Origin of the sequence: Falsihalocynthiibacter sp. CO-5D18 (assembly GCF_041205445.1) — a bacterium.
Lineage (GTDB): Bacteria > Pseudomonadota > Alphaproteobacteria > Rhodobacterales > Rhodobacteraceae > Falsihalocynthiibacter > Falsihalocynthiibacter arcticus.
Genome location: NZ_JBGFCF010000007.1, coordinates 38,627 through 53,499, shown reverse-complemented (window position 1 = coordinate 53,499; position 14,873 = coordinate 38,627). Strand labels below are relative to the sequence as shown.

The window sequence follows — 14,873 nt, the reverse complement described above, 5'->3', positions numbered from 1 at the left end:
TTAAGTCGTGCAATAGCTCTGGGCGTTGGTCCATGCGCGCATGTCCTCGCGTTTTTTGCGATTGTGAAATGGGCCCCAATCGGCGGCAACTCCGCGGAAATTATCTGCAACAACTCCATCGCGTGATACTGTCGTAGACCAAATTTTCATCGCACAGGAGAGGTTACTTTTGCCAACTTTGAGGTCGGCAACACTGGTCGCATTACAGCCATAGTTTCGCGCCGTTGCGGGGGCGATTTGCACCAAACCGATCCATCGGCCACCGCCACCCACAGCTTTTGGATTCCACGTGCTTTCGTGCTTTGCCAAAGCTGAGGCCAAACCTGACCAAAACAACGCACGTTGCTCTTGATCGTTTTCAATGTAAGCAGGACACCATTTTTCAATATCTCGGGGTGTTAGCTCTGTGAGAACCGATCCGTTGTCCGAAATCGCCTTCAGCGTGGCCTTGGTCCAAATATCAGATTCGGGGCGATGATCCCACCGCATCACAACATCAGAAGACGGATCAATGTCCGCATTTGCGTTGTTTCCATTGCCACAGGCGCTAACTGCTAGGACCGCCACGACGGCAACCGCAAACTTACTAAATACAACCATTAGGTTTTCTTTCTGAGGAATCTTGCGCCATCTAGGTCATTTTTATCCCGCTTGGCAAACTCGGTATAAATTTTGGGCCAATTCGCGCGGTTTTTTGCCACCGTGTTCCTTTCCCGCCCCCTTGCCTCGGCTCATGGTCTGATTTACAGATGCGTGCACAACTTGATCCAAAGACCCAAGGGAATAGACCATGCTGGACCTGACCTACGAAGCGCCAAAAGTAAAAACCATCGCTGGCGCAAAGCACGACTGGGAACTTGTGATCGGGATGGAAATCCACGCACAGGTCGCAAGCAACGCGAAACTCTTTTCGGGCGCCAGCACCAAATTCGGCAATGCACCCAACAGCAATGTCGCCATGGTTGACGCGGCCATGCCCGGAATGTTGCCTGTGATTAACGAATTTTGTGTCGAGCAAGCGGTGCGTACGGGTCTTGGCTTGAAGGCAGCGATCAACCTCTATTCCGCCTTTGACCGCAAGAACTATTTCTACCCCGATTTGCCGCAAGGATATCAAATCAGCCAGCTGTACCACCCCATCGTGGGCGAAGGCGAAGTGCTGGTGGAAATGTCAGAAGGAATTGCACGCGAAGTGCGGGTTGAGCGCATTCACCTTGAACAAGACGCCGGCAAATCCATCCACGATATGGATCCGACGATGAGTTTTGTCGACCTGAACCGCACGGGCGTGGCCTTGATGGAAATCGTCAGCCGCCCCGATATTCGTGGCCCTGAAGAGGCCGCCGCCTATGTGACCAAGATGCGCCAGATTCTGCGCTATCTCGGCACATGTGACGGCAATATGCAAAACGGCAGCATGCGCGCAGACGTGAACGTTTCGGTATGTTTGCCCGGCCAGTACGAAAAATACCGCGCCACGGAAGATTTCGGCCATCTGGGAACGCGCTGCGAAATCAAGAACATGAACTCGATGCGGTTCATCCAAATGGCGATTGATTATGAAGCCAAACGCCAAATCGCGATTCTCGAAGCGGGCGGCTCTATCGATCAAGAAACCCGTCTGTATGACGCGGACAAAAACGAAACCCGCTCCATGCGTTCCAAAGAAGAAGCGCATGATTATCGGTATTTCCCCTGCCCTGATTTGCTCCCGCTTGAGATTGAGCAAGACTGGGTTGATGACATTGCGAAAACGCTTCCCGAGCTTCCAGATGCGAAAAAAGCGCGGTTCATCAAGGACTTTGGGCTATCCGATTATGACGCGACTGTTCTGACGGCTGAAGCCGAGAACGCGACATATTTCGAACAGGTCGCCGAAGGGCGCGATGGGAAACTGGCCGCGAACTGGGTCATCAACGAACTCTTTGGTCGCCTCAAAAAAGACGACAAAGACATCGGTGCCTGCCCTGTTACACCCGCCCAATTGAGCGGCGTTATCGCCTTAATTGCCAACGGCGATATCTCGGGCAAGATCGCCAAAGACCTCTTCGAGATCGTCTATACCGAAGGCGGCGACCCCGCCGAGATCGTCGAAGCGCGCGGCATGAAGCAAGTCACCGATACTGGTGCCATTGAGGCCGCTGTGGCCAAAGTCATTGCCGACAACCCAGACCAAGTCGCAAAAGCGCGCGCCAATCCGAAATTGGCCGGTTGGTTCGTGGGCCAAGTGATGAAAGCGACGGGTGGCAAAGCCAACCCGCAAGCGGTCAACGAAATCGTTGCACGCCTGTTGGCGGAATAGCGCGCAGACCAGTGAAGATTGAGGACGGAACGCGCAACTTTAAGAGCGTTCCGTTTGGTTTAACTTGAGTTTTCCTGAATTTTCTTTAGGGAACATCCGTGGATGAATTTCAGGGGGCAGTATGCCAACGTACCAATACAAAGTCGTACCCGCGCCAATTAAGGGCCTCAAAGCCAAGGGCGCACGCACGACGGACGAGCGGTTTGCAAACGCTTTCGCCTCTTTGATGAATGAGTTGGGCCGCGAAGGTTGGGAATATTTGCGGGCCGAAACGCTCCCTTGTGAGGAGCGCTCGACCTTCGGGTCCAAAACCACGAGCTATCAGAATTTACTCGTGTTTCGCCGCCTGCTGCAAGACGACACTATAAGTGCGCGGTTACTGGATGTAGAAAAAACAGCGCGGGTGCGCGCTCCGATCATTGCAAACGAAAAACTGTCAGCGCCTCCCCCCTTGAAGCTGTTTGGGGCAAAGGGAGATATCTCTCCCAAGGCGCCCGAACTTGAGCCAATCGTCGTCGCGAAAGCCAACGACGATTAAGGCTTATGCCACGGGGGTTATATCCAGTGACAAAGCGTGAATGCGTGCGACCAAATCTTTGCCAAGGGCGGTATGCACCGCGCGATGACGCGCCACGCGCGACATTGGCGTGAAAGCCGCAGACTGAATAACCACCCTGAAATGGCTCTCGCCAGAGCCATCATCGCCCGAGTGACCGGCATGTAGATGGCTCTCGTTTATCACTTCAAGCTCCACTGGCGCAAATTCCGCTGCTAGTTTTGCGGTTATTTCGTTCTCAATAGACATTTTTGGTATGTTTCCTCTTCACCTTACTGCTCAATTCTCTATGCTGGTTTGCTCCGACTCAGAGACGAAGAAGTTTTGAGCCTAACGTCAAATTTACGACATGCACATACAGGACGCCACCATGAAAAAAGACGATCCCTTCGGGTTTGACATGAGCGTGTCTACGGACAAAAAGAAACGCACAAAAGGACGGCGCGGCATGTCTGGCGCGTTTGAAACCTCGACTCGCAAATGTGAGCATGCTGGTTGTGAGGAAGGCGGTAAATATCGCGCGCCCCGCTCCCCTGATCACTTGGACGAATACCTATGGTTTTGCAAAGACCACGTGCGCGAGTTCAATTTGAAATGGAATTTCTTCAACGGGGCGACCGAAGAAGAAATCGACGAACAGCTAGAAAGTGACCGCGTCTGGAATCGCGATACCAAGCCATTGGGCAAGAAAACCCCAGAACAGCGCGCGTGGGAACGCCTTGGCGTGGATGATCCGCATCAAGTTTTGGGCGAGAATGCGACCCGTAATCCCGGAAAATCGATCACCGGTACACGGCGCCTCCCCCCCACGGAGCGCAAAGCGGTGGAAATTCTGGAAGCCAAGGATCACTGGACCAAAGCGGAAATCCGCAAGACGTATAAAAAGCTGATCAAAATCCTGCACCCCGATATGAATGGCGGGGATCGTTCCGACGAGGAACGGCTGCAAGAAGTTGTTTGGGCTTGGGACCAGATCAAGGAAAGCCGCGCGTTTAAAGACGGATAGACCTTTGCGCGGTAAAGGCTCTGCAAACCTAAGATTATTACAGAACGCAACGGCACTGCAGTAATGCACGTGCCGTTTTTGCGTTTGCCCACTGGAACAGCCCTCAGGAGAGAGGAAATTACCCCGCCCCCCTTGCGTATCGGGCCGCGATAAGGCACCAACAACATCAAAGAGCGTTGCGATGTTTTCTCATGGCTGCACGAACGAAAACCGACAGATAGAAGGCACTTGGCACGATGAATGACATTGTCAAACCAACCGAAGAAATTTCAGTACGCGACGTTTTTGGCATCGACAGCGATATGGTCGTAAAGGGGTTCGCCGAGCGCTCAGATCGCGTTCCCGATATCGACAACACCTATAAATTCGACCCCGATACGACCCTCGCGATCCTTGCTGGCTTTGTTTACAATCGCCGTGTCATGATCCAAGGCTACCATGGAACGGGAAAATCGACCCACATCGAACAAGTCGCCGCACGCCTGAACTGGCCCACCGTTCGCGTCAATCTCGACAGCCATATTTCGCGGATTGACCTGATTGGTAAAGACGCAATCAAGCTCAAAGACGGCAAGCAAATCACAGAATTCCAAGAAGGCATTTTGCCTTGGGCCTTGCGCACCAACACGGCCATCGTTTTCGACGAATACGATGCGGGCCGTGCTGACGTTATGTTCGTGATCCAACGCGTTTTGGAAACAGACGGCAAACTTACCCTACTTGACCAAAACAAAGTGATCACCCCGCACCCATATTTCCGGATTTTCGCCACCGCGAACACCGTCGGCCTTGGCGACACAACGGGCCTTTATCACGGCACACAACAAATAAACCAAGGTCAAATGGACCGTTGGAGCCTTGTCGCGACGCTCAACTATTTAAGCCACGATGCGGAAACCGCCATCGTGATCGGCAAAAACCCATCTTATAATAACAAAACTGGGCGCCAAACTATTGGCCAAATGGTGACTGTTGCTGACCTTACCCGTACAGCCTTTATGAATGGTGAACTTTCAACGGTTATGTCGCCTCGTACGGTCCTCGCATGGGCGCAAAATGCACAGATTTTCCGCAACGTCGGATATGCCTTCCGTCTGTCCTTCCTCAACAAATGCGACGAACTTGAGCGCCAAACGGTTGCTGAATTCTATCAACGTTGCTTTGATGAAGAACTGCCAGAAAGTGCTGCAAGCATGAGCTTGGGATAAAAATGAGGTCGTTGTTAGGACAAAACCTATGAATTCTAAGTCCGACAATCCCGCTGACCCGTTCAAAAAGGCCCTCGCAGACGCGACTCGTGTTTTGGCGAATGATCCTGAGCTTTCGGTCACCTTCACTGTCGATCCGGCCGGTAAAACCGCCGATTCCGTGCGCTTGCCACAAGTAAGCCGCCGCATGACCCGCGAAGAAGTGATGCTTGCGCGGGGCACCGCCGATGCTCTGGCACTGCGGCATAGGTTTCACAATCCAGAGACCCACAACCGTTATTTGCCCGAAGGGCAAATGGCGCGGGATCTCTATGTTGCGATGGAAAATGCTCGCTGCGAGGCCGTCGGTGGCCGCGAAATGCCTGGCGCTCTGAGCAACATTGACGCGAAAATTGACGCGGAATCCGTGCGTCGCGGGTTCGACAATATCACGGCTCAAGCCGACGCGCCCCTTGCCGATGCGGCTGGCTTTTTGATCCGCCATTTGGCGACCAAACGCCCTCTCCCTGCTGGGGCGCAAAACGTGATGGAACTTTGGCGTCCCTTTATTGAGGACCAAGCTGGCGGCACCCTTGACGACCTTGAGGCACAACTCGCTGATCAGGCAGGGTTTGCAAAATTCGCGCGCAAAATTATCCAAGACCTCGGATATGGCGACCAGCTCGGCGAAGACCCAGATGCTCAAGATGACGACTCCAGCGACGAGGCGGAACCCGAAGCCGAGGACGCCGAAGACCCCGATTCCACAGGTGATGATCAGGAAGACGACGAATCCGACGCTTCCCCCGAACAAAGCCAGGACGACAGCCAAGACCAGAGCCAAGCGCAGGTTTCCTCTGATGATATGGCCGACCAAGAAGAGGGCGACGAGGCCGAAATGCCAGAGGGCGACGCCCCGATGGACCCGCCTCCCCCCGCTGGGCATTCGGACGCCGACCCCGAATATCTCGTGTTTTCCACCGAAAATGACGAAGAAATCCGCGCCGAAGACCTTGCAGAACCTGCCGAGCTTGAGCGCCTGCGCGCCTATCTCGACCAGCAACTCGACCCCCTCAAAGGGGCCGTTTCGCGCCTTGCCAATAAGTTGCAGCGCCGCCTTCAAGCGCAGCAAAACCGCAGTTGGGATTTCGACCAAGAAGAGGGTATGCTGGACGCGGGCCGCCTTGCGCGCGTGATCGCAAACCCCACCACGCCGCTCTCCTTCAAGGTCGAGCAAGACACCGAATTCCGTGATACCTGTGTGACGCTTTTGATCGACAACTCTGGCTCCATGCGCGGGCGCCCGATCTCGATTGCGGCGATCTGTGCCGACGTTCTTGCGCGGACTTTGGAGCGCTGCTCAGTCAAAGTGGAAATCCTCGGCTTTACCACACGCGCGTGGAAAGGCGGCCAAGCCCGTGAAAGCTGGCTCGCCCAAGGACGCCCACAACAACCCGGTCGCCTCAATGACTTGCGCCACATCATCTATAAATCCGCCGACGCCCCGTGGCGCCGTACCCGCCCCAATTTGGGGTTGATGATGAAAGAAGGATTACTGAAGGAAAACATCGATGGCGAGGCACTCGAATGGGCCCACCGCCGTATGATTTCCCGCCCCGAAGCCCGCAAAATCCTGATGGTTATCAGCGACGGAGCCCCCGTGGACGACAGCACCCTTTCGGTAAATCCTCCAAATTACCTTGAAAAACACCTTCGGGACGTGATCGCGATGGTTGAAAAGCGTAAAATGGTCGAGCTTTTGGCCATCGGAATCGGCCATGACGTGACGCGTTATTATGACCGCGCGGTGACGATCACGGATGTAGAGCAACTTGCAGGCGCGATGACGGAACAACTCGCCGCGCTCTTTGACAATGATCCTCGTGCACGCGCTCGGATATTGGGAATTAGCAAAGTCCGCAAATAGGCGAACGTCGACCAAACCAACAAAAAGGACGCCCCATGTTTCAATCCTTCGAGAACACCTCGCACCCCGAACATGGCCCCGCGCGTTTGGCCGCCTTACGGGAGCGTATGGCCACTGAGGGGGTAAGCGGCTACCTTGTGCCACGCGCTGACCGGTTTCAGGGCGAATACGTTGCCGATTGCGATGCGCGCCTTTCTTGGCTGACTGGGTTTACAGGCTCCGCTGGCTTTTGCGCTGCCCTCAAGGATCGCGCGGGCGTATTCATTGACGGGCGCTATCGCACGCAAGTTAAATCCCAAGTCGACTTGGCCCATTTTACCCCCGTTTCGTGGCCCGAAACTTCCCTCGGCGCGTGGCTTGCAGAACATGCACCAACGGGTAGCCGGATTGGGTTTGATACTTGGCTACACACGGTAAAACAAATTGCCGATTTGAAACGCACTATCGATGGTTCGAACGTGCAAATGTGGCCTCTGGAAAACAATTTAGTCAACGATATTTGGAGCGACCGCCCCGCCCCGCCAAGCGCCGCCGCCATCGCCCACCCCCTTAAATTTTCTGGCGAAAAAAGCGAAAGTAAACGTTTGCGTCTGGTCGAGATCATGACCGAGAACGGGATTGAACACCTCGTCATCACGCAACCGGACAGTTTGTGCTGGCTGCTCAATATTCGTGGTTCCGACATTGCGCGCAATCCCGTTGTCCAAGGCATGTGTATATTACACGCCGACGCCAGCGTAGACGTCTTTGCCGCCCCTGAGAAGTTTGTTGAACTGGAGGTCCATCTGGGAACGGGTGTCCGAATTCATCCCGAAGCCAGCCTCGGAACTGTCCTAGGGACCCTCACGGGAGCCACCCAAATCGACCCTGCAACAGCGCCCTATGCTATTGAAAAACTGTTAAAAACCGCAAAGATTGTACATGACGATGATCCTTGTGCGCTTGCCAAAGCTTGTAAGAACTCCGTCGAAATTTCTGGCGCGGATGCGGCACAGGTGCGGGATGGCATCGCGATGGCGGAATTCCTCGCGTGGCTCGACGCCGAAGCACCCAACGGTGAGTTGACGGAAATCGATGTAACCAAAAAGCTTGAGGGCTTTCGTACATCCAGCAATGAGTTGCGTGAGATCAGCTTCGAGACAATTACCGGCGCCGGCCCACATGGGGCGATCATGCATTATCGAGTCTCAAATGAGACAAATCGCGCGGCAAATCTGGGCGAACTCCTTTTGGTGGACAGTGGCGGCCAGTACCAAGACGGGACCACCGATATCACCCGCACCATCGCGATTGGCGACGTCGGAAAAAACGAAAAAACTTGCTATACCCGCGTCTTGCAAGGCCTTATCGCCATCAGCCAAGTGCAATTTCCACGCGGAACCTCCGGCAGCGACCTCGACCCGCTTGCACGGGTTGCTCTTTGGGCCGCAGGGCAGGATTTCAACCACGGAACCGGACATGGCGTAGGCAGTTATCTTTCGGTTCACGAAGGCCCACAACGCTTGTCAAAAACAGGAAAAGTGCCGCTTGAAGAGGGCATGATCCTTTCAAATGAACCGGGATACTATCGCGAAGGTTCTTTTGGCATTCGGTTGGAAAACTTGGTCGTTGTTGAGGCTGCGCCCACGCGCCCTTCTGGAGATCCTGAGCGTGAGTTTTTGAAATTCCGCACCCAAACTTTTACCCCCTTTGATCGCCGTTTAATTTTGGTCGATATGCTGACAAAATCTGAACGCGCGTGGGTGGACTATTATCATTATGACGTTCTTCAACGCCTCCAAGACAAGGTTTCGCCGACTACACTTACGTGGCTTCAAACTGCTTGCGCGCCCCTTCCCAACACGGGCAAGGCGCCAAATATTTCTGTTAAACCCGCCAAATCACTTTGTGTGGTCCGTGCCGGGGGAGCCGTTTTGGGCGAGAGCCATAACGCTCTTTTCTTGACCGAGGGCGACTATCCACCTGTCATCTATTTCCCGAAACAAGACGTGGCAATGGCGATGCTTGAAGCGAGTGAACGCACCACGATTTGCCCACATAAAGGCGTGGCGACCTATTACTCAATCCACACGAAAAGCACGGTGATCCAAGATGCTGTTTGGTGTTATGAAACGCCCAACTTGGGTGTAAGAGACATCGCTGGATATCTGGCCTTTTCGGGGGAAAATGTGGCGGTTGAACAGCTTTAGGAATGCTCCTCAATGGCGGTGCTGAGCAAAATTTCATTGTAGGCCGTGATAGCATCGATATGGAAAACGGCTCCTATCGCCGTGCCTTCCGCGTTTCGAACAGGTAAAAATTCATAGTTTTTCATTTTGAACATCGGTAAAATGTCTTCCAATGTTGCGTCGAAACGCACCGACTTCCCCTCCTCCACCATGGCGGCGCAGACGTCAATATCAGCTGCACGCGGGTGGTCATTCGTGCGAATAATTGAAGAAACGCCGATTTTTGACAGTAAATATTCACCTGAACCCGACGCAATATGAACCTCACGACGTTCCAGCAAGGTAAGGAAAAAGCTCTTGTCTACGAAGCGACTCGACAGAGCCGTCGACATGGAAACGGCAACCATCACGGCAAGTCCCGTTTGCCAGTCACCCGTCAGTTCAAACACAATCAACGTTGTGGAAATTGGCGCGCCGAGAACTGCGGCCGCAACCGCCCCCATGCCTGCCAAAGCGTAAATAGTTTCCGAACCGCTCACGTTTGGAAAAATGCTTGTCGCTAAGATCCCAAAGGCAAGTCCAGTCAACGCGCCAACCATCAATGCAGGCGAAAAAACACCACCGCCCATGCGCCCTGCCATAGTGATTGATACGGCAATAGTTTTGATAACGGCGAACATAATCGCCGTTTGAAAAACGAGGTTTCCTGTCAGCGCCGCCGAGGTCGTTTGATATCCAACGCCGATAATATGCGGAAACCAAATTGCGATAACACCCAGCATTGCCCCTGCAATTGCGGGGCGAAACCAACGCGGTATCCGGAGGTTCTCCTGAACAACGGTACCAATATCATCGGCCCAGAAGATTGATTTCATTAGCACAACAGAGACGATGCCACAAATCAAACCAAGGATTAGGAACGCGGGTAATTCAACGTAGAATGCCAATTCTCCCTGGCGCAGCAAGGTGAATTCTGTGACATTTCCAAACTCAAGCCTGCTCACCACCGTTCCAGCGACCGATGCAATAACGATCGGGGCGAAGGCGTGGACTGCAAAATGCCTTAAAATCACTTCGAGGGCAAAGAGGGCACCCGCGATGGGCGCGTTAAAGCTCGCGGAAACGGCCCCAGCGACGGCACATCCCAGCAAATCGCGTGCTGTAATTCCGTCAGCGCTAATCCGATTGGACACCCATGTCGAAACCACTCCGGCGAGGTGAACCACAGGCCCTTCGCGTCCGGACGATCCACCGGAAGATAGCGTGATCAAAGAAGCGAGCCCGCTCGCAAGGCCCTCTTTGATCTCAACACGCCCATTGTGCAGAGCCGCTCCCTCGATGACATCCGCCACAGAACGTACGCGCCCGTCCGCGGTAAAGTGATTTAGAATTAGCCCAACAAGGAGGCCGCCGATGGTCGGAATAAGGAGAATCCAGTACCACGGTAAATCGGTGACAAACGCATATTGGCTGCCAAGATCATCGCTAGCATAAAAGTAATTCTGGAGTTTTGTAATTGATTTTCGAAAATAGAGCGCCGTCGTCCCAGCAACCACGCCTATCACCAAAGCAATAAACCAAAACTGAATTTGCGAAGGACCCTGATGACGCACATGGCGCGCCGCATCAATAAGGCTCTGCAGAATCTGTGAAGTATAGGATTTAATCATTGACGACATAGACGGTTTTCTTTGCTCTTTCTGCGCGTTTTCCCTCGATAGGGTTTCCCCAGCGTATAACATCGCCTAGGCTCATGCGTGGTGTAAATAGAGGGGCCGCGATGACCATTCATTCCGCTTTAACCAAGCTATCTTTACTGTTAGGCGATCGCCTCTCTCGTTCCAAGTCCGATCTGAACAACCACGGGCAGAGCGAAACATATTTCCCACTCACCCCGCCTGATGCTGTAGCCTATCCTGATACCACCCTAGAGGTTTCAGAGATCCTAAAAATTTGTCATGCTGAGGATTGCCCAGTCGTGGCGTGGGGCGCAGGCACTTCTCTTGAGGGGCACGCGCTGGCGACACAGGGCGGTATTTGCCTTGATATGATCCGGATGAGCCAAATAGGCGACCTTCGGATCGAAGATTTTGCCGTGACCGTTGGACCGGGAATAACGCGCGAGTCTCTTAACCAAGAGCTTCGCACAACGGGTTTGTTTTTTCCCGTCGATCCAGGGGCAAATGCGTCGCTTGGAGGCATGGCCGCCACCCGCGCCAGCGGCACGACCAGCGTGCGTTATGGAACCATGCGCGACAATGTCCTTGGCTTAACCGTGGTTCTGGCTGACGGACGGATTGTCAAAACGGGTGGCCCAGTGCGTAAATCATCCTCGGGCTACGACCTCACGGCGCTGTTTTTGGGCAGTGAGGGGACACTTGGAATCATCACCTCGCTGACCCTGCGCTTGCAAAGCCAACCCGAGGCCATTTCCGCCGCTTCATGCGCATTTGAGAATATGGATGCCGCTATTGAAACGGTGATTACGACCATCCAGTATGGCATTCCAATGGCTCGTATAGAATTCGTCGATGCGGCCACCGCAGGGGCATTCAACGCCTACGCAGGCACAAAATTGCCCGAGACTCCACATTTACTGGTGGAGTTTCACGGCTCCGAGCGCGCCGTCGCCGAGGATGCCAAAAGGTTTGGAGAGATCGTTGAGGAAATGGGGGGCACTGGTTTTGACTGGTCCGACAAACCCGAAGACCGCACTGCTCTTTGGCGCATTCGCCACAATGCCTACTATGCGTGTTTGGCATTGCGACCGGGCGCTTTCGCCCTCGTCACCGATGTTTGCGTTCCGATTTCTCAACTTGCAAAAGCCGTACGCGAAACCCGCGCGGATATTGATGCCTCACCGCTCATTGGTCCAATCTTGGGGCACGTGGGCGACGGCAACTTCCACGCCATCCTGCTAATCGACCGCGAGAATGAAGGCGAAGTGGCCGAGGCAAAACGCCTCGCTCAGGCCATGGCCGAACGCGCTATATCCTTGGGTGGCACCATCACGGGCGAGCACGGAATCGGCCTTGGGAAGCGGCACCTCATGGCGCAGGAACACGGTCAGGAGGCGTGGGATTTGATGGGCCAAATCAAAAATGCACTTGATCCAACGGGCATCCTCAATCCGGGAAAAATCGTGCCCTAATGCTAGAATAGGTCAAAGAACACGCGTTCAAAGCCAAAAATTAAGCAAAAAATGTGTGAAATATGCTATCCGGCAAGCAGAGTTTTTGCGGCCGCGCGGGCCTGATCTGTGATCCTATCGCCTGACAGCATCCGTGCCACTTCATCCACACGTTCATCTGTCCCCAAAGCAACAACCGTGGAAAGAGTCATGCCATCCTCGACCGATTTCTGAACCCGCCAGTGATGCGCGCCAAGGGCCGCGACTTGCGGCGAGTGAGTCACAACAAGGATTTGCCCCAGCGTCGCCAACTCAGCCAAACGGCGCCCAACGGCATCTGCCGTCGCCCCACCGACCCCGCGGTCGATTTCGTCAAAAATCATTGTGGTTCCGCGCGTTTCGGAAGTGAGACAAACCTTCAACGCCAGAAGAAACCGAGAAAGCTCCCCGCCAGATGCAATTTTATTGAGTGGCCCCGACGGCGCACCGGGATTGGTGGCAACGGTAAAAATCGCTTCATCTTGCCCTTCTGGACCCGGCTCTGTGGCGGAAATTTCGGTGGCAAAAACAGCCCGCTCCATTTTGAGCGGCGCAAGTTCCTTGGCCATAGCCGCATCCAGTTTACGGGCGGCGTCAACGCGCTTTTCTGACAGGTCTTGGGCCGCGAGATCATATGCAGATTGAGCGGTGACCACGGCCCGCTTCAAACCTGCCATATTGCCCACACTTTGGTCTAACGTCTCAAGCCGAAGGCGCAGGGAATCCGCATGGGCGCCCAACTCATCAGGCAATACTTCGTACTTGCGCGCCAACCCGCGAATGGCGAAAAGACGCTCTTCGGTTTCCTCCAAATCAATGGGGTTAAACCGCAGATGCTCAACCGTGCTATCGACAGCCTGAATGGCATCCGAAAGTTCAGCCATTGCGCGCCCCAACGCGGCAATTGCTTCGTCAAGTTGGCCGTCAATTTGTAGGGCGGAATCCTCCAACCAGTTCATAGCATTGGAAATTTGCGCCTCCGCTCCGTGGCCGCCCAAGGCCATATTCGCCTTATTGATGTCGTCCAAAACCCGTTCTGCGGCCTGTAATTGACGGCGCAAAGTATCGAGTTCTGGTTCTTCTCCGGCCATGGGAGCGAGCAAATCCAGCTCCTCTACAGCATGACGTAGGAAGTCTTCTTCTTTGCGAATTTCGGCCAAATGTGCCTCAGCCTTCTCCAATTCTTTTGTGGCGTCGTTTAACCCACGCCACTTCAAACGCACGTCGGAAAGTTCGCCATCCAAGGTGGCGTAGGTGTCCAAAATCTGACGATGACCGCGCGGGTTGAGCAAGCCACGATCATCGTGCTGGCCGTGCAATTCGACGAGGGTTTCCGACAAGGCTCGTAGCACTTCTCCCGAACAGCGCCGATCATTGATCCACGCCGTTTTACGCCCTTCATTGGTATTTATCCGCCGTAGGATGAGTTCTCCGTCAGCGGTTGGAAACCCAGCGTCGCGCAGGACACCCCATGCGGCATGATCGTCCTGCAATTCAAAGCTCGCGGTCACTTCCCCTTGCTCGGCCCCGGCGCGAACAAGCTCCGCACGCCCGCGCCAACCAAGAACAAAACCGAGTGAATCCAATAGGATAGATTTTCCCGCACCCGTTTCTCCCGTCAATACATTTAACCCCGGCTGGAACTCAAGTTCCAACCGGTCAATGATTAACATGTCTCGAATTTCTAAGCCGCGCAGCACAGCAAATCTCGCAGAATTACAGCCATTCGCCACGAATAGCTTGGCGATAGAATTTACCCATCCAATTCGCGCCAAACAACCCAGGTTCAAGGCCTTGCCCTTTTAGCAATTCATAGCTGTCTTGGTACCAAACCGTGGATCGGAAGTTATATCCAAGAATGGCGGCAGCCGTTTGAGCTTCTTCGACAAACCCCAAGGCCAAGTAGCTCTCAACGAGGCGCATCAAGGCCTCTGGAGTGTGACTTGTGGTTTGGAAGTCCTCGATCACAACACGGAATCGATTGATCGCCGCAGCGTAGTGTCCTTTTTTGAGGTAGTAGCGCCCAATTTCCATTTCTTTGGCCGCAAGATGATCAAACGCGAGATCAAACATCAGAATCGCTGACCGCGCATATTCGCTGTCTGGATGACGTTCGATTACCAGTCGCAATTGCTGCAACGCTTGATACGTGAGGCCCTGATCGCGGCCAACGTCATCAATTTGGTCGTAGTAGGACAGCGCCAAAAGGAATTGCGCGTAAGCAACATCCTCCTCAGCGGGGTAGAAATCAATGAAACGTTGTGCCGCGATACGGCTATTTTCATAGTCCTGATCGCGATGATAGGAGAACGCTTGCATGATCAATGCGCGTTTTGCCCATTCGGAATAGGGGTAAAGGCGTTCAACTTCGCCAAACAGCCGCGCGGCTTCTTCGGGGTCACCCGCCTCAAGATCAAATTCCGCACGAGTATAAATCTCCTCGGGAGTAAACGTCTCGAGGGGGATATCTTTGCTGGAATTGCCGCCGCAGGCCATCAACAACGTGAGACCGCAAAGCAAAGTAATTCGAGTTGGCCAAGCCGCTGCGCGTCTCATTC

Annotated in this window: 12 protein-coding genes and 1 pseudogene; 8 read left to right on the top strand and 5 right to left on the bottom strand. The window is 54.0% G+C overall.

Annotation, left to right across the window (positions count from 1 at the left end; translation table 11 throughout):
* On the bottom strand, positions 1–600 hold the full coding sequence (locus AB9F27_RS10905) for a transglycosylase SLT domain-containing protein (protein ID WP_335585885.1): 600 nt from the start codon (positions 598–600) through the stop codon (positions 1–3).
* Positions 601–790: 190 nt separating this feature from the next.
* Between AB9F27_RS10905 and gatB the strand changes: the two genes are divergently transcribed.
* Positions 791–2,302, top strand: coding sequence for an Asp-tRNA(Asn)/Glu-tRNA(Gln) amidotransferase subunit GatB (gene gatB / locus AB9F27_RS10900; protein ID WP_335585884.1), 1,512 nt, complete (start codon positions 791–793; stop codon positions 2,300–2,302).
* A 121-nt stretch (positions 2,303–2,423) separates the two neighbouring features.
* Positions 2,424–2,840 (top strand): DUF4177 domain-containing protein, encoded by a 417-nt coding sequence (locus tag AB9F27_RS10895; protein ID WP_335585883.1) that lies wholly within the window; start codon positions 2,424–2,426, stop codon positions 2,838–2,840.
* 3 nt (positions 2,841–2,843) lie between these two features.
* On the opposite strand, the gene AB9F27_RS10890 is transcribed toward AB9F27_RS10895, so the two are convergent.
* Complete coding sequence (locus tag AB9F27_RS10890; RefSeq protein WP_335585882.1) at positions 2,844–3,107, bottom strand: BolA family protein; 264 nt, start codon at positions 3,105–3,107, stop codon at positions 2,844–2,846.
* A 121-nt stretch (positions 3,108–3,228) separates the two neighbouring features.
* Between AB9F27_RS10890 and AB9F27_RS10885 the strand changes: the two genes are divergently transcribed.
* The 5 genes and pseudogenes from AB9F27_RS10885 (at position 3,229) to AB9F27_RS10865 (ending at position 9,167) form a co-directional block, all read left to right on the top strand.
* Positions 3,229–3,864, top strand: a complete 636-nt coding sequence (locus AB9F27_RS10885) for a DnaJ domain-containing protein (RefSeq protein WP_039001333.1) — start codon at positions 3,229–3,231, stop codon at positions 3,862–3,864.
* 236 nt (positions 3,865–4,100) lie between these two features.
* Positions 4,101–5,072 (top strand): cobaltochelatase subunit CobS, encoded by a 972-nt coding sequence (cobS, locus tag AB9F27_RS10880; protein ID WP_335585881.1) that lies wholly within the window; start codon positions 4,101–4,103, stop codon positions 5,070–5,072.
* A 28-nt stretch (positions 5,073–5,100) separates the two neighbouring features.
* Positions 5,101–6,978 (top strand): cobaltochelatase subunit CobT, encoded by a 1,878-nt coding sequence (cobT, locus tag AB9F27_RS10875; protein ID WP_335585880.1) that lies wholly within the window; start codon positions 5,101–5,103, stop codon positions 6,976–6,978.
* A 35-nt stretch (positions 6,979–7,013) separates the two neighbouring features.
* Positions 7,014–8,813 (top strand): annotated as a pseudogene (locus AB9F27_RS10870) (aminopeptidase P family protein); the annotation flags it as partial.
* Positions 8,814–8,867: 54 nt separating this feature from the next.
* Entirely contained in the window at positions 8,868–9,167 is a 300-nt protein-coding gene (locus tag AB9F27_RS10865) for a DUF427 domain-containing protein (RefSeq protein ID WP_236940094.1), read from the top strand.
* On the opposite strand, the gene AB9F27_RS10860 is transcribed toward AB9F27_RS10865, so the two are convergent.
* Complete coding sequence (locus AB9F27_RS10860) at positions 9,164–10,825, bottom strand: chloride channel protein (protein ID WP_335585879.1); 1,662 nt, start codon at positions 10,823–10,825, stop codon at positions 9,164–9,166. The two genes, AB9F27_RS10865 and AB9F27_RS10860, sit on opposite strands and share 4 nt — an antisense overlap.
* Before the next feature lie 101 nt (positions 10,826–10,926).
* Between AB9F27_RS10860 and AB9F27_RS10855 the strand changes: the two genes are divergently transcribed.
* A complete protein-coding gene (locus AB9F27_RS10855) occupies positions 10,927–12,297 on the top strand; it encodes an FAD-linked oxidase C-terminal domain-containing protein (protein ID WP_335585878.1) in 1,371 nt (456 codons plus the stop codon).
* Between the two features lie 65 nt (positions 12,298–12,362).
* On the opposite strand, the gene recN is transcribed toward AB9F27_RS10855, so the two are convergent.
* Together recN and AB9F27_RS10845 are read right to left on the bottom strand one after the other, a co-directional pair.
* Entirely contained in the window at positions 12,363–14,015 is a 1,653-nt protein-coding gene (gene recN / locus AB9F27_RS10850) for a DNA repair protein RecN (protein WP_335585877.1), read from the bottom strand.
* Between the two features lie 16 nt (positions 14,016–14,031).
* Positions 14,032–14,871: an outer membrane protein assembly factor BamD gene (locus tag AB9F27_RS10845; protein ID WP_335585876.1), complete on the bottom strand. Its 840-nt coding sequence runs from the start codon at positions 14,869–14,871 to the stop codon at positions 14,032–14,034.
* Between the last annotated feature and the right edge of the window lie 2 nt (positions 14,872–14,873).

Excerpts from the sequence above, each read along its gene's own strand:
- AB9F27_RS10885 (WP_039001333.1), top strand. The coding sequence starts at position 3,229 with ATGAAAAAAGACGATCCCTTCGGGTTTGACATGAGCGTGTCTACGGAC.
- gatB (WP_335585884.1), top strand. The coding sequence starts at position 791 with ATGCTGGACCTGACCTACGAAGCGCCAAAAGTAAAAACCATCGCTGGC.
- AB9F27_RS10890 (WP_335585882.1), bottom strand. The coding sequence starts at position 3,107 with ATGTCTATTGAGAACGAAATAACCGCAAAACTAGCAGCGGAATTTGCG.
- AB9F27_RS10860 (WP_335585879.1), bottom strand. The coding sequence starts at position 10,825 with ATGTCGTCAATGATTAAATCCTATACTTCACAGATTCTGCAGAGCCTT.
- cobS (WP_335585881.1), top strand. The coding sequence starts at position 4,101 with ATGAATGACATTGTCAAACCAACCGAAGAAATTTCAGTACGCGACGTT.
- AB9F27_RS10895 (WP_335585883.1), top strand. The coding sequence starts at position 2,424 with ATGCCAACGTACCAATACAAAGTCGTACCCGCGCCAATTAAGGGCCTC.
- AB9F27_RS10855 (WP_335585878.1), top strand. The coding sequence starts at position 10,927 with ATGACCATTCATTCCGCTTTAACCAAGCTATCTTTACTGTTAGGCGAT.
- cobT (WP_335585880.1), top strand. The coding sequence starts at position 5,101 with ATGAATTCTAAGTCCGACAATCCCGCTGACCCGTTCAAAAAGGCCCTC.
- AB9F27_RS10845 (WP_335585876.1), bottom strand. The coding sequence starts at position 14,871 with ATGAGACGCGCAGCGGCTTGGCCAACTCGAATTACTTTGCTTTGCGGT.
- AB9F27_RS10905 (WP_335585885.1), bottom strand. The coding sequence starts at position 600 with ATGGTTGTATTTAGTAAGTTTGCGGTTGCCGTCGTGGCGGTCCTAGCA.